Annotated in this window: 18 protein-coding genes and 1 pseudogene; 6 read left to right on the top strand and 13 right to left on the bottom strand. The window is 72.6% G+C overall.

All coding sequences use genetic code 11. The features are described 5' to 3' along the window. Window positions 1-721, top strand: a 721-nt coding sequence (locus N4P33_RS20910) for a CdaR family transcriptional regulator (protein ID WP_260828179.1), incomplete at its 5' end; no start/stop codon positions are given. A 41-nt stretch (window positions 722-762) separates the two neighbouring features. On the opposite strand, the gene N4P33_RS20905 is transcribed toward N4P33_RS20910, so the two are convergent. Beyond that, a complete protein-coding gene (locus N4P33_RS20905) occupies window positions 763-1,218 on the bottom strand; it encodes a DUF6299 family protein (protein ID WP_260828178.1) in 456 nt (151 codons plus the stop codon). 232 nt (window positions 1,219-1,450) lie between these two features. Here N4P33_RS20905 and N4P33_RS20900 point away from each other — a divergent pair, with 232 nt between their 5' ends. Continuing rightward, window positions 1,451-1,645, top strand: coding sequence for a DUF5999 family protein (locus N4P33_RS20900; protein ID WP_260828177.1), 195 nt, complete (start codon window positions 1,451-1,453; stop codon window positions 1,643-1,645). Between the two features lie 68 nt (window positions 1,646-1,713). On the opposite strand, the gene N4P33_RS20895 is transcribed toward N4P33_RS20900, so the two are convergent. Both N4P33_RS20895 and N4P33_RS20890 read right to left on the bottom strand, forming a co-directional pair. Next, window positions 1,714-2,112, bottom strand: a complete 399-nt coding sequence (locus N4P33_RS20895; RefSeq protein ID WP_260828176.1) for a RidA family protein — start codon at window positions 2,110-2,112, stop codon at window positions 1,714-1,716. Further along, window positions 2,109-3,239, bottom strand: a complete 1,131-nt coding sequence (locus N4P33_RS20890) for an acyl-CoA dehydrogenase family protein (RefSeq protein ID WP_260828175.1) — start codon at window positions 3,237-3,239, stop codon at window positions 2,109-2,111. Before N4P33_RS20890 ends, N4P33_RS20895 begins: the two co-directional genes overlap by 4 nt. A 130-nt stretch (window positions 3,240-3,369) precedes the next feature. Between N4P33_RS20890 and N4P33_RS20885 the strand changes: the two genes are divergently transcribed. Both N4P33_RS20885 and N4P33_RS20880 read left to right on the top strand, forming a co-directional pair. Beyond that, window positions 3,370-4,953 (top strand): AMP-binding protein, encoded by a 1,584-nt coding sequence (locus tag N4P33_RS20885; RefSeq protein ID WP_260828174.1) that lies wholly within the window; start codon window positions 3,370-3,372, stop codon window positions 4,951-4,953. Window positions 4,954-5,005: 52 nt separating this feature from the next. Further along, window positions 5,006-5,827, top strand: a complete 822-nt coding sequence (locus N4P33_RS20880) for a PaaX family transcriptional regulator C-terminal domain-containing protein (RefSeq protein WP_260828173.1) — start codon at window positions 5,006-5,008, stop codon at window positions 5,825-5,827. Between the two features lie 12 nt (window positions 5,828-5,839). On the opposite strand, the gene N4P33_RS20875 is transcribed toward N4P33_RS20880, so the two are convergent. Together N4P33_RS20875 and N4P33_RS20870 are read right to left on the bottom strand one after the other, a co-directional pair. Next, window positions 5,840-8,230, bottom strand: coding sequence for a bifunctional salicylyl-CoA 5-hydroxylase/oxidoreductase (locus N4P33_RS20875; protein WP_260828172.1), 2,391 nt, complete (start codon window positions 8,228-8,230; stop codon window positions 5,840-5,842). Between the two features lie 3 nt (window positions 8,231-8,233). Continuing rightward, window positions 8,234-9,061: an enoyl-CoA hydratase family protein gene (locus tag N4P33_RS20870; RefSeq protein WP_260828171.1), complete on the bottom strand. Its 828-nt coding sequence runs from the start codon at window positions 9,059-9,061 to the stop codon at window positions 8,234-8,236. Window positions 9,062-9,310: 249 nt separating this feature from the next. Between N4P33_RS20870 and N4P33_RS20865 the strand changes: the two genes are divergently transcribed. Beyond that, window positions 9,311-9,766 (top strand): ATP-binding protein, encoded by a 456-nt coding sequence (locus tag N4P33_RS20865; RefSeq protein ID WP_260828170.1) that lies wholly within the window; start codon window positions 9,311-9,313, stop codon window positions 9,764-9,766. 11 nt (window positions 9,767-9,777) lie between these two features. Here N4P33_RS20865 and argF read toward each other — a convergent pair whose 3' ends face one another. The 8 genes and pseudogenes from argF to N4P33_RS20825 form a co-directional block, all read right to left on the bottom strand. Continuing rightward, window positions 9,778-10,779 (bottom strand): ornithine carbamoyltransferase, encoded by a 1,002-nt coding sequence (gene argF, locus N4P33_RS20860; protein ID WP_260828169.1) that lies wholly within the window; start codon window positions 10,777-10,779, stop codon window positions 9,778-9,780. Between the two features lie 55 nt (window positions 10,780-10,834). Next, window positions 10,835-11,707 carry a Gfo/Idh/MocA family protein gene (locus tag N4P33_RS20855; protein ID WP_260828168.1) on the bottom strand — a complete coding sequence of 291 codons (873 nt, stop codon included), beginning with the start codon at window positions 11,705-11,707 and terminating at the stop codon, window positions 10,835-10,837. A gap of 48 nt (window positions 11,708-11,755) precedes the next feature. Next, window positions 11,756-12,952 carry an ROK family transcriptional regulator gene (locus N4P33_RS20850; protein ID WP_260828181.1) on the bottom strand — a complete coding sequence of 399 codons (1,197 nt, stop codon included), beginning with the start codon at window positions 12,950-12,952 and terminating at the stop codon, window positions 11,756-11,758. A gap of 24 nt (window positions 12,953-12,976) precedes the next feature. Beyond that, complete coding sequence (locus tag N4P33_RS20845) at window positions 12,977-13,843, bottom strand: carbohydrate ABC transporter permease (RefSeq protein WP_260828167.1); 867 nt, start codon at window positions 13,841-13,843, stop codon at window positions 12,977-12,979. Next, on the bottom strand, window positions 13,843-14,499 hold the full coding sequence (locus N4P33_RS20840) for a carbohydrate ABC transporter permease (RefSeq protein ID WP_260828180.1): 657 nt from the start codon (window positions 14,497-14,499) through the stop codon (window positions 13,843-13,845). The genes N4P33_RS20845 and N4P33_RS20840 overlap by 1 nt, the downstream gene beginning before the upstream one ends. 270 nt (window positions 14,500-14,769) lie before the next feature. Next, window positions 14,770-15,168 (bottom strand): annotated as a pseudogene (locus N4P33_RS20835) (hypothetical protein); the annotation flags it as partial. Between the two features lie 136 nt (window positions 15,169-15,304). Then, complete coding sequence (locus N4P33_RS20830; RefSeq protein WP_260828166.1) at window positions 15,305-15,601, bottom strand: hypothetical protein; 297 nt, start codon at window positions 15,599-15,601, stop codon at window positions 15,305-15,307. A gap of 113 nt (window positions 15,602-15,714) precedes the next feature. Beyond that, window positions 15,715-16,314, bottom strand: coding sequence for a class I SAM-dependent methyltransferase (locus tag N4P33_RS20825; RefSeq protein WP_260828165.1), 600 nt, complete (start codon window positions 16,312-16,314; stop codon window positions 15,715-15,717). Between the two features lie 151 nt (window positions 16,315-16,465). Here N4P33_RS20825 and N4P33_RS20820 point away from each other — a divergent pair, with 151 nt between their 5' ends. Continuing rightward, window positions 16,466-17,239 (top strand): MHYT domain-containing protein, encoded by a 774-nt coding sequence (locus N4P33_RS20820; protein WP_260828164.1) that lies wholly within the window; start codon window positions 16,466-16,468, stop codon window positions 17,237-17,239. Window positions 17,240-17,248 lie beyond the last annotated feature (9 nt).

Genomic DNA, 17,248 nt, shown 5'->3' with positions numbered 1-17,248 from the left:
CTACGGCCGCAGCGACCTGGGCCGGCTCGCCGAACGCGCCGAGCGGTTCGGCCTGCGCCTGTCCCACGCGCACGCCGTGGCGGTCGCCCGCGGCCCCGCCGCCTACGACGAGGGCGACCCGGTCCCCCGCCAGGTGGAACGCGCGCTGATCGCCCGCTTCGGCGACCGCAACGTGCTGCTCACCACCAAGGACGGCCGGCTGCTGTGCATCGCGCCCGGGCACCAGAGCGAGGTGCTCACCCACTTCGCCAAGCAGGCGCACGCCGCCACCGACGGCGGCCAGGTCGCCATCGGCCGCCCGCAGACCGGGCCGGGCGGCGTCGTGCAGTCCTACGAAGAGGCCCTGAGCTCCCTGGAGATCGCCGAGCGGCTGGGCCTGGACGCGCCGGTGCTGCACGCCGCCGACCTGCTGGTCTACCCCGTACTGGCCCGCGACCGGCAGGCCATGACCGACCTGGTGCACCACACCCTCGGCCCGCTCACCGCCGCCCGGGGCGGCGCCCGGCCGCTGCTCGACACCCTCACCGCCTACTTCGACGCGGGCTGCGTCGCCGCCGAGGCGGCCCGGCGGCTGTCGCTGAGCGTGCGGGCCCTGACCTACCGGCTGGAACGCATCCACAAGCTCACCGGCGCCAACCCCGCCGACCCGGCCCAGCGGTACATGCTCCAGACCGCGGTCATCGGCGCACGCCTGCTGGACTGGCCGGCCGACGGGGAGTGAGCGCGGCGGGGCCTGGGCGGTGGCTCGGGCGGTCGGGTCCGTCAGCCGGTCGTCAGCTTGACCTCCTGGCGCCCGACGACGTGCACGACCGGCAGCGGGAGGCCGCCGAAGGGGCGCAGTTCGGTGACGGTGGCCTCGACGTCCGCCGCGCCGGCCTTCACGGCACCGGCGGGTACGGAGCCGGTGTTCTTCCAGGCGTGCAGGCGCCCGTCGCACACGGCTTTGGTGCCGCCGACGCCGTAGCGGACCGTGGACGTGCCCTGGTGCACGGAGGAGCTGACGAAGACCGGGCCGGTGGCGGCGGTGCAGCGGTACGTGCCGGACAGGGTGACCGTGCCGTCGGCGGCGATCTTGCCCACGGTGTTCACCGTGACGGTCTCGCCGGGCGCGGACGAGGCCGCGGCGGAGGGTGCCGCGACCGCCGTGCCGAGCAGCAGGAGCGCGGCGGCCGTGGCGGTGAGGGCGGGACGTACGGACAGGGCGGGACGTACAGGCATGGGGAGCCTCCCGTAAGTGAGCGGAATGGGGTCCTCCAGCTGTACCCGGCGGCCGGGTGTCCGACCGTACGGCTCACCCCTTCGGCGGCATGTCCGTACCGGCCGTCGGGGAACGGTCGCGGGACTGTCAGAAAGCTGTCACGCTTCCCGGCGGGCCGTTCCGATGAGTTCGCGGCGGGCGCATGGTCTATCCGTACGACCCGTTCGGATCGTCCCGATGTGGAGGTGCGCCATGTGTGCCCACCAGCCTTCCTGCCCCCGCACCGACTCCCCGGCCCCGCACGTGGTGGCCGCCCACCCGGAGCAGGGCTGGACCCTGCTGTGCGACGGCGCGATCCTCTTCGACGACACGGGCGAACTGCTGCCCGACGGCCGCGTGATCGCCCCGCACCGCGCCCCGACCGCGCACCTCGTGGTCGCCGCCTGACCGCTGCCGCACTCGCAGCCTGACCGTTGCCGCTCGGCCTGACCCGCCGCGGCCACGAGCGAGCCGGCTCAGGGCAGCACCGCGAAGCCGTCGAGTTCGATCATCGCCTGCTCGTCCCAGAGGCGGACCACCTCGACGACCGCCATCGCGGGATAGTCACGACCCACCACGTCCCGCCAAATGCGGCCGAGTTCGCGGGCGTGGGTGCGGTACGCCGCCACGTCCGTCGCGTAGACGGTCACGCGGGCCAGGTCGGACGGAGTACCCCCGGCCGCGCGCAGGGCCGTGAGGAGATTGCCCAGCGCCCGCTCGAACTGCTCGGGCAGCGTGTCGCCGGTCACCTTGCCGTCGCCGTCGAGTGCGGTCTGGCCGGCCAGGAAGACCACCCGGGTGCCGGTGGCCACGACCGCGTGCGAGAAGCCGGCCGGTGGGGAGAGGTCGGGCGGGTTGATGCGCTCGGCGGTCACGGGGCGCCCTCCAGGTTCTTGTACAACTCCTTAGCGATGATGCCCCGTTGGACCTCGCTCGCTCCCTCGTAGATCCTCGGCGCGCGGACCTCGCGGTAGAGGTGCTCGAGCAGGTGCCCGCGTTGCAGGGCGCGTGCGCCGTGCAGTTGGACGGCGTGGTCGACGACGTACTGCGCGGTCTCGGTGGCGAGCAGCTTCGCCATGGCGGCCCGCTTCGGGACGTCCGCGTCTCCCGCGTCGTACGCCGTTGCCGCCGCGTACACCATGAGCCGGGCGGCCTCCGTGCGCAGCGCCATCTCTGCGACCTGGTGGGCCACGGCCTGAAGGTCGCTCAGCCGGCCGCCGAACGCCTCCCGCCGGGCGGTGTGGTCGAGCGTGGCGTCCAGGGCGGCCTGGGCCATGCCGACGGCGAAGGCGCCGACGCTGGGCCGGAACAGATTGAGGGTGCCCATGGCGACCCGGAAGCCGCCGTCCACCTCGCCGAGGACGTCGGCGGCGGTCACCGGTACGGCGTCGAGGTCGAGGGCGCCGATCGGGTGCGGGGAGAGCATGTCGAGGCCGGTGCCGGTCAGTCCGGACCGGTCGGCGGGGACCAGGAAGGCGGTCACGCCACGGGCGCCCGCGCCCGGTGTCGTACGGGCGAAGACCGTGTAGAGGTCCGCTTCGGGGGCGTTGGAGATCCAGCACTTCTCACCGGTGAGCCGCCAGCGGCCGGGGCCGTCCGGGTGAGCGGTGAGGGACAGGGCCGCCGCGTCGGAGCCGGCGCCCGGCTCGCTGAGCGCGAACGCCGCGACCGCGCTGCCGTCGCTCACCAGGGGCAGCCAGCGTTCCCGCTGTTCCGGGGTGCCGTGGGCGTGCACGGGGTGGGCGCCGAGGCCCTGGAGGGCGAGGGCGGTCTCCGCCTCGGTGCAGGCGTAGGCGAGGGACTCGCGCATCAGGCACAGGTCGAGGGCGCCGGAGGTGAACAGGCGCCGCAGCAGACCGAGGGCGCCGAGTTCGGCGACGAGGGGCCGGTTGACGTGCCCGGGTTCGCCCTTCTCGGCGAGCGGGCGCAGGCGGTCGGCGGCCAGGGCGCGCAGTTCGGCACACCAGGCGCGTTGTCCCGGTTCGAGTGAGAATGCGGTCATCGCCGGTCCCTTCTCTCCTCGCTGGGCCCTCACCCCTGGGCCACACCGAGCTTATCGCGGACCGTTGACTGCCGTCACCAACACGATACGCTCCTTCTGCGAGCCCACCACGCCAAGGGGGCGAATCGTCATGAATCCACGAGCCACCGCGCACGTCGACACCTTCGCCCGCGACCATCTCCCGCCACCGGACCAGTGGCCCGAGCTCCGCTTCGACCTGCCGGAGCTGCGCTACCCCGAGCGGCTGAACTGCGCCGCCGAGCTGCTGACCGGCCCGCCCGGCGACCGCCCGGTGTTCCGCACCCCCGACGGCGGGAGCTGGACCTACGACGAGCTGCGCGCCCACGTGGACCGGCTCGCCCACCTCCTCACCGGCGGCCTCGGGGTCGTGCCCGGCAACCGGGTGCTGCTGCGCGGGCCCACGACTCCCTGGCTGGCCGCCTGCTGGCTGGCGGTGCTGAAGGCGGGCGCAGTCGCCGTCACCGTGCTGGCCCAGCAGCGGCCGCACGAGCTGAGCACGATCTGCGAGATCGCCCGGGTCCGCCACGCGCTGTGCGACATCCGCTCGGTGGACGACCTGGCCAAGGCGGAGATCCCGGACCTGCGCATCGCCACCTACGGCGGCGACTCCCCCGACGACCTGCTGCACCGCCCGGCGCCCGGCACCCCGTACCGGGCGGTGGACACGGCCGCCGACGACGTGGCGCTGATCGCGTTCACCTCGGGCACCACCGGGCGGCCCAAGGGCTGCATGCACTTCCACCGGGACGTCCTCGCCATCGCGGACACCTTCTCCCGGCATGTCCTGCGGCCGGCCCCGGACGACGTGTTCACCGGCTCTCCCCCGCTCGGCTTCACCTTCGGTCTCGGCGGTCTCGTCGTCTTCCCGATGCGGGCCGGCGCGAGCGCGCTGCTGCTCGAACAGGCGCACCCCGACCAGCTGTTGCCGGCGCTCGCCGAGCACCGGGTGTCGGTGCTGTTCACCGCGCCGACCGCGTACCGCGCGATGCTGGACCAGCTGGACGGCCACGACCTGTCCGCGCTGCGCCGCTGTGTCTCGGCGGGCGAGAACCTGCCCGCGGCCACCTGGCGGGCCTGGCACGAGCGCACCGGGCTGCGCATCATCAACGGCATCGGCGCCACCGAGCTGCTGCACATCTTCATCTCCGCCGCCGACGAGCGGATCCGGCCCGGCACGACCGGCGTTCCGGTCCCCGGCTGGCAGGCGCGCGTGCAGGACGCCGACGGCACGCCCGTGCCCGACGGCGAGCCGGGGCTGCTCGCGGTGCGCGGACCGGTCGGCTGCCGCTATCTCGCCGACCCGCGGCAGCGGGAGTACGTGCGCGGCGGCTGGAACATCACCGGCGACACCTATGTCCGCGAGCCCGACGGCTACTTCCGGTACGTGGCCCGCGCCGACGACATGATCATCTCGGCCGGGTACAACATCGCGGGGCCCGAGGTCGAGGACGCGCTGCTGCGCCACCCGGACGTGGTGGAGGCGGCGGTGGTCGGACGGCCCGACGAGGACCGGGGCCAGGTGGTCGTGGCGTACGCGGTCCTCAAGGAGGGCGCCGAACGGGACGCCGAGGCGCTGCGTGCCTTCGTGAAGTCCGAGCTGGCGCCCTACAAGTGCCCCCGTGAGATCGTCTTCATGGACGCGCTGCCGCGCACCGCCACCGGAAAGCTCCAGCGGTTCCGGCTGCGCGGCTGACCAGGGGTGACGCCGGGACACGGGCGGGCCGGCACCGGACGGCGCGATTAGGATGATCAATGTGTCCGACCAGTCCGCGCAGCACGCTCCACGCTCCCTCATCGTCACGCTCTACGGCGCGTACGGCCGTTTCGTGCCGGGCCCGGTGCCCGTCGCCGAGCTGATCCGGCTGCTCGCCGCGGTCGGTGTGGACGCCCCTTCGGTGCGCTCGTCGGTGTCCCGGTTGAAGCGGCGCGGGCTGCTCGTCCCGGCCCGCACCGCGCAGGGCGCCGCCGGGTACGAACTGTCGCCGGACGCCCGCCAGTTGCTGGACGACGGCGACCGCCGTATCTACGCCACCGCCCCGCCCGAGGACGAGGGCTGGGTGCTCGCCGTCTTCTCCGTGCCGGAGTCCGAGCGCCACAAGCGGCATGTGCTGCGCTCCCGGCTGTCCGGGCTTGGCTTCGGCACGGCGGCACCCGGCGTGTGGATCGCCCCGGCACGGCTGTACGAGGAGACACGGCACACGCTCGAACGGCTCGGCCTCGACGCCTACGTGGACTTCTTCCGCGGTGAGCATCTCGGCTTCGCCGCCACGTCGGAGGCGGTGGCCCGCTGGTGGGACCTGGCCGGGATCGCGGGGCAGCACGAGGCGTTCCTGGAGCGGCACGCGGGCGTCCTGGAGTCCTGGGAGCGGCGCACGGACACCCCGCCGGAGGAGGCCTACCGCGACTACCTCCTCGCCCTGGACTCCTGGCGCCACCTCCCCTACACCGACCCGGGCCTGCCCACCGCACTCCTCCCGCCCGACTGGCCGGGCGCCCGCTCGGCGGCGGTCTTCCAGGGGCTGCACGCACGCCTGCGGGAGGCGGGGGCAAAGTTCGTGGGGCTGTGAACCCGAGGACCTTCAGACGTCGAGGCTGAGCCGGGGTTTCGGGGCGTCCGTGCGGCCCGTCTGGGGGCGGCGGCTGCCCGCACGGTACGGGGCCGGCCACACCGCGCCCGGGCCCGTGTAGCCCTGCTCGGCCGCCGCGTGCAGCGTCCAGTGCGGGTCGTAGAGGTGCGGGCGGGCGAGGGCGCACAGGTCCGCGCGGCCCGCGAGGATCAGCGAGTTGACGTCGTCCCAGGAGGAGATCGCGCCGACGGCGATCACCGGGATGCCGACGCGCTGCCGGATGCGGTCGGCGAACGGCGTCTGGTACGAGCGGCCGAACTCCGGCTGCTCCTCGGCGACGACCTGCCCGGTCGACACGTCGATGGCGTCGGCGCCGTGCGCGGCGAAGGCGCGGGCGATCTCCACGGCATCCTCGGCGGTGTTGCCGCCCTCCGCCCAGTCGGTGGCGGAGATCCGCACGGTCATGGGCCGCTCCTCGGGCCACACCGCGCGCACCGCGTCGAACACCTCCAGCGGGAAGCGCAGCCGCTTCTCCGGTGAGCCGCCGTAGGCGTCGGTGCGCTGGTTGGTCAGCGGGGAGAGGAAGCCGGACAGCAGATAGCCGTGGGCGCAGTGCAGTTCGAGCAGATCGAAACCGGCGCGCGCGGCCCGCCAGGCGGCGGCGGTGAACTGTTCCCTTATGTCGGTGAGTTGCGCGCGGGTGAGTTCGCGCGGTGTCTGGCTGCCGGGTTTGTACGGCAGCGGGGAGGCGGCGACGAGGGGCCAGTTGCCGTCGTCCAGCGGCTCGTCCATGCCCTCCCACATCAGCTTGGTGGAGCCCTTGCGCCCGCTGTGGCCGAGCTGCACGCCGATCGCCGTCCCCGGCGACTGTGCGTGCACGAAGTCGACGATCCGCCGCCAGGCCTCGGCCTGCCGTCCGGTGTAGAGGCCCGCACAGCCGGGGGTGATCCGGCCCTGCTCGCTGACGCACACCATCTCCGTCATCACCAACCCGGCCCCGCCGAGCGCACGGGCGCCCAGGTGGACGAGGTGGAAGTCGCCGGGGACGCCGTCGACCGCGGAGTACATGTCCATCGGGGAGACGACGACCCGGTTGCGCAGGGTCAGGTCGCGCAGCCGGAACGGCGTGAACATCGGCGGGGTGCCGGGCGGGCAGCCGAACTCCCGCTCCACCGACTCGGTGAAGTGCGCGTCGCGCAGCCGGAGGTTGTCGTGGGTGACGCGGCGGCTGCGGGTGAGCAGATTGAACGCGAACCGCCGGGGCGGCTGGTCGAGATAGAGGTCCAGGTCCTCGAACCAGGCGAGGCTGGCGAGGGCGGCGCGCTGGGTGGAGGCGACGACGGGGCGCCGTTCGGCCTCGTACGCCGTCAACGCGGCCGGGATGGACGGCTGTTCGCGCAGGCAGGCGGCGAGGGCGAGGGCGTCCTCGACGGCGAGTTTGGTGCCCGAGCCGATGGAGAAGTGGGCGGTGTGGGCGGCGTCGCCGAGGAGCACGATGTTGCCGTGCGACCAGCGCTCGTTGACGACCGTACGGAACGTCGTCCAGGCCGAGTTGTTGGAGCGCAGGGGGTGTCCGCGGAGCGCGTCCGCGAAGATCTTGGCGCAGCGTTCGATCGACTCGGTCTCGTCGAGCTCGTCGAAACCGGCGGCGCGCCAGACCTCCTCGCGCATCTCGACGATCACGGTGGAGGCGTCGGCCGCGTACGGGTAGCCGTGGAGCTGCATCACGCCGTGCTCGGTCTCGGCGATCTCGAAGCGGAAGGCGTCGAAGGCGAAGTCGGTGGCGAGCCAGATGTAGCGGCAGCGGTGGGAGGTGATGCGGGGGCGGAAGACGTCCTGGAAGGCGGTGCGGGTGGTGCTGTGGACGCCGTCGGCGGCGATGACGAGGTCGTGGGTCTGTGACAGGTGGGCGGGGTCGGGGGCCTCGGTGCGGAAGCGGAGGTCGACGCCGAGGTCGCGGCAGCGGGTGTGGAGGATGTCGAGGAGGCGGTGGCGGCCGAGGGCGGCGAAACCGTGTCCTCCGGAGGTGTGGCGGGTGTTTCTGTGGACGATGTCGATGTCGTCCCAGCGGGTGAAGTGCTGTTGTAGGGCCTCGTAGACGGGTGGGTCGGCGTGTTCGATGCCGCCGAGGGTTTCGTCGGAGAGGACGACTCCGAAGCCGAAGGTGTCGTCGGGGGCGTTGCGTTCGTAGAGGGTTACTTGGCGGGTGGGGTCGAGGCGTTTGAGCAACGCGGCGGCGTAGAGTCCTCCGGGGCCGCCGCCGATGATCGCCACCTGTAGGGGGTGGTTCTGCTCGTTGGGCGGCTGCGGGTCGTCTGTGGCTGGTCGCGCCCCGCGGCGGAGCCGCATATCGACACTGCCCCGCGCCCCTGAGGGGGTTGCAGTTCCGTCGCTTGAGAGCATGGCCTACCTCCCCTGCCACTTCGGGGGGCGCTTGGCTGTGAAGGCCGCGTGGAATTCCTTGTAGTCCTCGCCGGTCATCAGGAGGGCCTGGGTGGAGGCGTCCAGTTCGATGGCTGCCGTCAGGGGCATGTCCAGTTCCGCTGTGAGCAGGGCCTTGGTCTGGGCGTGGGCCAGGGCCGGGCCGTCGGCCAGGCGGCGGGCCAGGGACTGGGCCGTCTTGTCGGCGTCGCCGTCCTCCGCCAGTTCGCTGATCAGGCCGATGCGCTCGGCCTCGGGGGCGCGGACCGGTTCGCCGAGCATGAGGAGGCGGGTGGCGTGGCCGAGGCCCACGACGCGGGGGAGCAGGTAGGCCGCACCCATGTCGCCGCCGGAGAGGCCGACGCGGGTGAAGAGGAAGGCGAAGCGGGCCGTGGGGTCGGCGACGCGGAAGTCCGCGGCCAGGGCCAGGACCGCGCCGGCGCCGGCGGCCACGCCGTGGACGGCGGCGATCACGGGGAAGGGGCATTCGCGGATGGCACGGACGACCTGGCCGGTCATGCGGTTGAAGTCGAGGAGCTGGGCGGTGTCCATGGCGAGGGTGGCGCCGATGATCTCGTCGACGTCGCCGCCGGAGCAGAAGCCGCGCCCCTCGCCGGCCAGCACCAGCGCCCGTACGGCACGCTCCCGGGACAGCTCGGCGAGCAGGTCGCGCAGGTCGGCGTAGGCGCCGAAGGTGAGCGCGTTGAGCTTGTCGGGGCGGGCGAGGGTGACGGTGGCGAGGCCGTCGTCGAGGTCGACGCGCAGATGCTCCCAGCGGGCGGTGCGGGCGGCGGAGCCGGTGAAGGGACTCATGAGGGCGGCCTCCTCGGGCGGGCACGGCACTGCTCGCTGAGCTCTACCCCTCGAAGTTATCACTCATCCGTGACTGTCGTCAGGTAGGCGCAATACAGAACCCTGTCTCCGTCACGGCTCGTCCACAGGGTCGTAACGGTGGCCGCCAATGCGGGAGGCGGGGGAACGGGCGGGGTAGGCCGTCCGTTGCCCGGGTGGGATTCACCCGGCCGTACCATTGAGTAATTGAAAGCAGGACGGCCTGCTGCCATGAACGGACCCGCCTTGTACGAACGCCCTTCAGCCCCCGCCTCCTGGCGCGTGGCACTGCCGCACAGCACCGCCGCGGTGCCCGTGGCCCGTGCGCTGGTCCGTACGGCCCTGGCCGAGCAGGAACACTCCGCCGACTGCGACACGGCGGAGCTGCTGACCGCCGAGCTGGTGGCCAACGCCGTGGAGCACACCGCGGGCACCGCCCCGATAGAGCTGGTGGTGCGACTGCTGCCGACCGGCTGCCGGGTCGAGGTGCACGACGGCGATCCGGCGCCGCCCGGCGACCTCACGCGACCGGCCTTCGGCGAGCCGGACCCCTGGCAGGAGCACGGGCGCGGTCTGCTGCTGATCCGCACACTGAGCTCGTCCTGCGGCCATCGTCCGACCGAGTCCGGCAAGGCGGTGTGGTTCCATCTGTCGCCGGTCCCCCGGCAGCGGCGGCCGCAGGGCTGAGACCTGGTTCTTCAGCGGGCCAGGGTCGCGACCAGGATCGCCTTGATGGTGTGCATGCGGTTCTCCGCCTCGTCGAAGACGACCGAGTGGGGCGACTCGAAGACCTCGTCGGTCACCTCCAGGGAGTCCAGGCCGTGCGCCTCGTGCACCTCGCGGGCGACCTTGGTGCCGAGGTCGTGGAAGGCCGGCAGGCAGTGCAGGAACTTCACGTCCGGGTTGCCGGTGGCGCGCAGGACGTCCATGGTCACCGCGTAGGGGGCGAGGGCCTTGATGCGCTCGGCCCAGACCTCCTTCGGTTCGCCCATGGAGACCCAGACGTCGGTGGCCACGAAGTCCGCGCCGGCGACGCCCTCGGTGATCTCCTCGGTGAGCGTGATGCGGGCCCCGCTCGTGGCGGCGAGCTCGCGGGCCCGGTCGACGATCTCCTGGGCGGGCCAGTACGCCTTCGGGGCGACGATCCGGACGTCCATGCCGAGCAGGGCGGCGGTGACCAGGTAGGAGTTGCCCATGTTGAAGCGGGCGTCACCGAGGTAGGCGAAGGCGATGTCCGTGAGCGGCTTGGCGCAGTGCTCGGTCATCGTGAGGACGTCGGCGAGCATCTGGGTGGGGTGCCAGTCGTCGGTGAGGCCGTTGTAGACGGGCACCCCGGCGTACTGCGCGAGTTCCTCGACCTTCGCCTGGCTGTCGCCGCGGTACTCGATCGCGTCGAACATCCGGCCGAGCACCCGGGCGGTGTCCTTCACGGACTCCTTGTGGCCGATCTGGGAGCCGGCCGGGTCGAGGTAGGTGGTGTGGGCGCCCTGGTCCGCGGCGGCGACCTCGAAGGCGCAGCGGGTGCGGGTGGAGGTCTTCTCGAAGATCAGCGCGATGTTCCGGCCGCGCAGGTGCTGTGCCTCCGTGCCCGCCTTCTTGGCGGCCTTCAGCTCCGCGGCGAGGGCCAGAAGGTGACGGAGCTCGTCGCCGGTGTAGTCGAGCTCCTTCAGGAAGTGGCGGCCGCTGAGGTCTGTCGCCATGGACGAGCTCCCGGATCTTTGATGACTATACGACGTAGTGCATCACTATACAGACTCAGTCCAGGGCCCGGGTGAGCAGTTCCTGGAGCCGCAGGCCGCGCGCCGCGTCCAGCTCGCCGGACCGGCCCGCGCGGACGGCCGCCGCGAACTCGCGGCGCAGCACCGGCCAGCACTCCTCGTGGTCGAGCTCCGCGGTGTCGTACACCAGCTCGTCCTCGGTGCCGAACAGCTCGATCCGGGTGCGCACCCGCGGCAGCTTCACCGCGCCGGACAGCGAGGCCTGGCTGACCGCGCCGTTCTCGTGCTCGCAGGTCAGCTCGATCCAGCGGCGCGGGTCGCCGGTGCCCCGGATCGAGACGATACGGCCGACCGCCTCGTCCAGCAGGTCGATCAAGTGGGGGCCCAGATCGAGCAGCGCTCCGTGCTCCAGACGCCAGGCGGTGGCCAGCTCGCCGCCGAGGAAGGCGCCGTGCAGATAGCAGGAGCGGGCGCCGCGCACGCCGTCGAGGGCGGCTGCCCGCCGGAGGAAGTCGCGGGTCGCCGGGTGGTAGCGCTTGGTCAGCACCAGCTGGGACACCACGCCGTGCTCGGCGACCGCGTCGGCCACCGCGCGGGCGCCAGCCAGGTCCGGGCCGAGCGGCTTCTCCAGGAGCAGCGCCTTGCCCGCCTTGGCCGCGCGCACCGCCAGCTCGGCCTGCACGGCCGGGGGTACGGCGAAGTCCACCGCGTCGCAGGTGTCGAGGAGCTCCTCGAAGGAGCCTGCGACCGGTGCCCCGTAGGGGGCGGCCACCTCGGCGGCGGCCTCGGGGCGGCGCGCCCAGACGCCGGCCAGGGTGGTCTCGGGGCCGGCGGCGAGCATACGGGCGTGCATGGTGCGGGCCCAGGGGCCGGCCCCGACGAGGCCGACGCGGACGGGGGTGTCTGTCATGGAGGGTGCTCCGGTCTTCCGTTTCATGTCGTGCTGCCCGCAAGAGCGTTACGTCGTGCTGCCCGAGAGCCGTGCCGTGGCCACCTCGGGGGCGTACAGGTGCTCCACCACCATCGCCGCCGCGCCCGCGAGGCCCGCGTGGGCGCCGAGCCGGGAGGTGACGACCTCCAGATGGGCCGTCGTACGCGGCATCGCGCGCTGGTACAGCACCTCGCGCACGCCGGTGACGAACGGGGTCCCGGCCAGATCACCGGCGATCATCAGCACGCCGGGGTTGAGCAGGGTGACGACGGTGGCCAGGACCTCGCCGACCCGCATCCCCGCCTGCCGGGCGAGCCGCACCGCGTCGGGCTGGCCGACGGCCAGCAGCTCCCGCACGTCGGAACCCGACGCGGCCGGTACGCCGAGTTCGGTCAGCCGGCGGGCCAGCGCGCCACCGCTGGCGATCGCCGCCAGACAGCCGTACGAACCGCAGGCGCACAGCGCGTCGGCCCCGTCGTGCAGCCGGACGTGGCCGATGTCGCCCGCGCCGCCGTCGATGCCCCGGTACACCTGGCCGTCGACCACGACGCCCGCGCCGATGCCGGTGGACGCCTTGATCAGCACGAAGGCGCCGCAGTCCGGGTGGCCGGCGCGCTGTTCGGCGTACGCCATGAGGTTGGCGTCGTTGTCGACGAGGACGGGCAGGTCCTTCGCGGCGCCGGGCGCGTGCTCGGCGAACGCCTCGCGCAGCCTTTCACGCACCGGGAAGCGGTCCCAGCCGGGCATGATCGGCGGCTGCACGATCTGCCCGGACTCCCACTCGACGGGGCCGGGGACCGAGAGTCCGACGCCGCAGACCTCGGCCGCATCCCGGCCCGACTCGGCGACCAGCTCGGCGAACCAGCCGCCCAGTTCCCGCAGCACCGGCTCGGGTCCCTCGGTGATCCGCAGCGGTCCGGTCCGCTCGGCCAGCACCTGACCGGCCAGGTCGAGGACGGCCGCGCGGGCGTGCCGCGTACCGAGGTCCGCGGCCAGCACGACGGCGTGCGAGGCGTCGAACTCCAGGCGTACGGACGGGCGCCCGCCGGTGGACGGCCCTGCGGCCGTCTCGCGGATCCAGCCGGCCGCGAACAGCTGGTCCAGGCGGTGGCCGACCGTGGACCGGGACAGGCCGGTGGCCTGCTGCAACTCGCCGCGGGTGACCGCGGCCCCGGTCCTGATGAGCGCGAGCAGATGCCCCGCGCTCGACTGTGCACCCGACACCACCGTGGTTCCCCTCCCCTGGGCTCAGCCCTTGTCCGCGCCGCTGGTCAGCCCCTCGGTGAGGAGCTTCTCGGCGGCGAAGAACAGGAGTACCACGGGGATGGTGAGGATGACCGAGCCCGCCATCAGGACGGTCTTGGAGACCTCGATGCCGTTCGCCAGCTGGGCCAGGCCCAGCGACACCGTCCACTTGCCGGGGTCGGCGGCGAGGAACAGCAGGGCGAACAGGAACTCGTTCCACGCGATCATGAACACGTACAGGCCGGTCGCCATCAGCGAGGGCAGCGCGAGCGGCAGCACCACCTTGCGCACGGTCTGCAGCCGGGAGCAGCCGTCCAGCGCCGCCGCCTCCTCGACGGAGGCCGGGATGGTGACCAGGTAGTTCTTGAGCATGTAGATCGACACGGGCACCGTCTGGGCCACGTACACGATCGCCAGGCCCACCAGATTGCCGGACAGTCCCATCTTCGCGAACATCACGAACAGCGGCACCGCGAGCAGCGTCGCCGGGAACAGGTACACCGCGAGGAACAGCGCGCTGATCTGCCGGCCGCCGAAGAACTTCAGGCGGCTGATGGCGTACGCGCCGGGGACGGCCGCCGCCAGGGTCAGCACGACGGTGCCGATCGAGACGAGCGCCGAGTTCAGCATCAGCTTCAGGAAGCCCTGGCCGCCGTCGTCGGTGGACTTCAGCACGTCCCGGTAGGTGGAGAGGGTGAAGTCCTTCGCCGAGACCCACAGCGAGCCGGGGTCGACGAGCAGGGCGTCGATCGGCTTCAGGGACAGCATGATCATGTAGTAGAAGGGCACCAGCGTGATCGCCGCGAGGAACGCGATGACCACCCAGCGCGCGATCCCGAAGAACCGCTCCTCGAACTGTGCGCGTGTCATCAGGACTCCTCCTGCACCTTCCTGGCGAAGAACGTGAAGTAGATGCCGAGCAGCGCCATGAGGATGACGGCGAGCACCAGTGCCTGCGCCGCGGCCGCGCCGACGTCGTAGCGCGAGGTGAGGAAGTCGTACACGCGCACCGCCGCGACGTCCGTGCCGGAGCCGCCGCCGGTGAGCAGGTAGACGTCGTCGAACTTGTTGAACGTCATGATGAAGCGCAGCACGCACAGCAGCGCGATCACCGGCATCAGCTGCGGCAGCAGGATGTGCCGGAAGCGCTGCGAGATCGTGGCGCCGTCCACCATCGCGGCCTCCTCGAGTCCGTCCGGCACGGCCTGGAGGCGGGCGAGGAGGAAGAGGAAGGCGAAGGGGAAGTAGCGCCAGATCTCGAAGGCGATCACGGTGAGCAGGGCGAGCGGGATGTCGACGTGCAGCCCGAGCAGGCTCACCTCGTACTCGCGGGTGGACAGGAACGCGATGGGGTCGTCCCAGCCGAGGACCGTCTTGCCCCACTCGTTGACGATGCCGTACTGCGGGCTGAGCGCCACCTCCCAGACGAACGCGACGGCGACGACCGGCGCGACGTACGGCAGCAGCATCGAGCCGCGCAGCAGGCCGCGCCCGCGGAACGGCCTGCGCAGGGCGAGCGCCGCCATCAGGCCGAGGACGACGGAGCCGGCGGTGGCGCCGACGGTGTAGATCAGGGTGGTGAGGAGGCTGGACCAGAAGCCGGCGGAGCCGAGGACGTGGCGGAAGTTGTCCAGGGTCCAGTTGCCGAGGATGCCCATGCCCTGGATGTCGACCAGGCCTGCGTTCTGGAAGGCCAGCAGCACCGTCCACAGGATCGGGATCAGCACGACGACCAGCACCACCAGGAAGGTGGGGGTGACGAAGGCCAGGCCGGCGCGGTTCTCCCGGCGGCTCGCCGTCAGCGGCGGGCGGCCGGCGATCTCGAGGGACGGGTCGTGCGGCGCGGGCACGTTCGGGGCCGCCACAGCGACCGCGAGGGGCCAGCCCGGCAGCGCGGTGACCACCGTGCGCTCGTCCGGCGACAGATCGTGCTCCATGCCGCAGTCCCAGGAGGCGATCGCGACCGCGACCAGGGAGACGTCGTCGACGACGACGGTCCACCGGGCGCCCTCGCCGTCCTGGCCGAGGACCAGCCCGTAGCCGTCGGCCACGGGCGGCAGACCGAGCGCCGCGCACGCCTCCGGGTAGTCGTCGCCCAGCACACTCGGGAACTTCGCCGGCGTCAGCAGCACCGCCGTCAGCACATAGAGCGCGTCGTCCGCGGCGGCGACGGCTTCCTCGTCCGTCCCGGCCATCCCAGCCTCCCCATCATTGGTCCACCGGCGCGCACCCTATGCCGACCCCGAGCCCCTTGTCACGACCCGGCAGCCGCACCCGGAGCTGCAGTTTTCCCCCCGGACGGGGCGAATCGGCCACGCGCCGCGGAACCGATCAGGCGGCCGGCAGCCCCAGCAGCTCCCGTGCGACGGTGGCCGGAGACTCGTCGCGCTCCCGCGCGAGGGCGATCACGGCCCGGCACGCCAGCTCGTTCACCCCGAACGACAGCGCCTCGGGCGACACCCACCCGGCTGCCTCGTCGATCCGGTCCTGGTCGTCCTCCGCGCAGGCCGAGACGTACGCCGCCGCGGCCTCGAAGAGGTTGTGCGGGCGCTCCTCCCGCGCCGCCCGCTCCTCCGTGCGCAAACTGTCGATCACTCTGCCGCCGATCCTGCGAACCCTGCCCCACATACGGTCCACCTTCCGCTGCGCGGTTGCCCTCGCCGGCCGTTCATCTCCTGTTCCTCAACGTAGAGTTGGAAGCGTCAAGTCAGAAGAGGGCCGAGGGCGGCAGCACGGCGCGTTCAGCCCTCCCGCACCGCCAGCGCCAGGAACCGGGCGTCCTCATCGACGTACGACGTCATGCGCCAGCCCGAACCGGCCAGCAGCGGACGGAGGTTCGGCTCCGCGCGCAGATCGTCCGGCGTGATCTCGCGGCCCTGGCGGGCGGCCAGCGCCGCCCGCCCGATCGGATGGAACAGCGCCAGCACGCCACCGGGCCGCACCACCCGCGCCAACTCCCGCAGATTCTCCGCCGGCTTGGGCAGATGGGCGATCAGCCCCGCCGCGAACACGGCGTCCAGTGCCCCGGAGCGCAGCGGCAGCGCGGCGACATCGGTGAGCAGCAGCACCCCGTCCCGGTCCCGCCCTTTCCCGGCCGCCTCCCGCAGCATCGCCGGGGTGAGATCCGCCCCGAGGACCACCCCTGAGGGCCCCACGGCGGCACGCAGCGGCGGCAGGGCCCGCCCGGTGCCGCAGCCCGCGTCCAGCACCCGGTCGCCCGGGCGCAGCCCGAGCTCGGCGACCGCAGCCGCGTAGGCGGGGCCGTCGTCGGGGAAGCGCCGCTCCCAGTCGGCGGCCCGCGCGGTGAAGAACTCCTGGACGTGTGTGTGGTCGTCGCTCATGTTCCGCATGATCCCTCACCGGTACGGATGATGCCGCTGTGCGCACGTTCGAGCGTGATGCGGTCGTTCCGCTGCATAGCTGTGTCACATTCCAACAGCTTTCGAAACGCGCCCCCTTCGTGCGCCCGTGCCCCCCTAGCGTCCCGGAGCCATGGGACACCTGGACCACGCCGCCCTGGGGTGGCTTACCCCCGTGCTGTCGTACGCGATGGCCTGCACCGGCGCCGCACTCGGACTGCGCTGCACCGTCCGCGCCCTCGCGGCCACCGGCCGCTCCCGCCGCAACTGGCTGATCACCGCCGCCTCGGCGATCGGCACCGGCATCTGGACCATGCACTTCGTGGCCATGCTCGGCTTCAGCGTCAGCGGCACCGAGATCCGCTACCACGTACCGCTCACCATCGCGAGCCTGCTCGTCGCCATGCTCGTCGTCTGCGCCGGCGTGTTCGCCGTCGGCTACAGCCGCGACCGGGGGCGGGCGCTGCTCCTCGGCGGGCTCACCACCGGGCTCGGGGTCGCGAGCATGCACTACCTGGGCATGGCGGCGGTGCGCCTGCACGGCGAGGTGCGCTACGACCCGATGCTCGTCGGCCTCTCCGTCCTGATCGCCGTCGTCGCGGCCACGGCGGCCCTGTGGGCGGCGCTCAACATCAAGTCGCCCGTCGCGGTCACCCTCGCCTCCCTGATCATGGGCGCGGCGGTCAGCAGCATGCACTACACCGGGATGTTCGCGGTCAGCGTGCGGGTCACGCCCTCCGGGGACGCCCTGCCCGGGGCCACGGCGATGCAGTTCATCTTCCCCCTCGCCGTCGGCCTCGGCTCCTACCTGTTCATCACCTCGGCCTTCGTCGCGCTGTCCCCCACGGCGGGTGAGCGCGAGGCCTCCGCCTCGGCCCAGCGGCCCGTCGAACCCGTCGCCCCCTGACCGCGCCCG

The organism is Streptomyces sp. 15-116A, from assembly GCF_025290915.1.
GTDB lineage: Bacteria > Actinomycetota > Actinomycetes > Streptomycetales > Streptomycetaceae > Streptomyces.
Note: the sequence above shows the minus strand (reverse complement) of the source record. Positions and strands in the feature narration are given on the sequence as shown.

What these genes read in the sequence shown, in the direction of transcription:
- N4P33_RS20840 (WP_260828180.1), bottom strand. Translation starts at nt 14,499, where the DNA reads ATGGCGGCGCTCGCCCTGCGCAGGCCGTTCCGCGGGCGCGGCCTGCTG.
- N4P33_RS20820 (WP_260828164.1), top strand. Translation starts at nt 16,466, where the DNA reads ATGGGACACCTGGACCACGCCGCCCTGGGGTGGCTTACCCCCGTGCTG.
- N4P33_RS20865 (WP_260828170.1), top strand. Translation starts at nt 9,311, where the DNA reads ATGAACGGACCCGCCTTGTACGAACGCCCTTCAGCCCCCGCCTCCTGG.
- N4P33_RS20830 (WP_260828166.1), bottom strand. Translation starts at nt 15,601, where the DNA reads ATGTGGGGCAGGGTTCGCAGGATCGGCGGCAGAGTGATCGACAGTTTG.
- N4P33_RS20825 (WP_260828165.1), bottom strand. Translation starts at nt 16,314, where the DNA reads ATGAGCGACGACCACACACACGTCCAGGAGTTCTTCACCGCGCGGGCC.
- N4P33_RS20890 (WP_260828175.1), bottom strand. Translation starts at nt 3,239, where the DNA reads ATGACCGCATTCTCACTCGAACCGGGACAACGCGCCTGGTGTGCCGAA.
- N4P33_RS20905 (WP_260828178.1), bottom strand. Translation starts at nt 1,218, where the DNA reads ATGCCTGTACGTCCCGCCCTGTCCGTACGTCCCGCCCTCACCGCCACG.
- argF (WP_260828169.1), bottom strand. Translation starts at nt 10,779, where the DNA reads ATGGCGACAGACCTCAGCGGCCGCCACTTCCTGAAGGAGCTCGACTAC.
- N4P33_RS20855 (WP_260828168.1), bottom strand. Translation starts at nt 11,707, where the DNA reads ATGACAGACACCCCCGTCCGCGTCGGCCTCGTCGGGGCCGGCCCCTGG.
- N4P33_RS20870 (WP_260828171.1), bottom strand. Translation starts at nt 9,061, where the DNA reads ATGAGTCCCTTCACCGGCTCCGCCGCCCGCACCGCCCGCTGGGAGCAT.
- N4P33_RS20875 (WP_260828172.1), bottom strand. Translation starts at nt 8,230, where the DNA reads ATGCTCTCAAGCGACGGAACTGCAACCCCCTCAGGGGCGCGGGGCAGT.
- N4P33_RS20845 (WP_260828167.1), bottom strand. Translation starts at nt 13,843, where the DNA reads ATGACACGCGCACAGTTCGAGGAGCGGTTCTTCGGGATCGCGCGCTGG.
- N4P33_RS20885 (WP_260828174.1), top strand. Translation starts at nt 3,370, where the DNA reads ATGAATCCACGAGCCACCGCGCACGTCGACACCTTCGCCCGCGACCAT.
- N4P33_RS20880 (WP_260828173.1), top strand. Translation starts at nt 5,006, where the DNA reads ATGATCAATGTGTCCGACCAGTCCGCGCAGCACGCTCCACGCTCCCTC.
- N4P33_RS20900 (WP_260828177.1), top strand. Translation starts at nt 1,451, where the DNA reads ATGTGTGCCCACCAGCCTTCCTGCCCCCGCACCGACTCCCCGGCCCCG.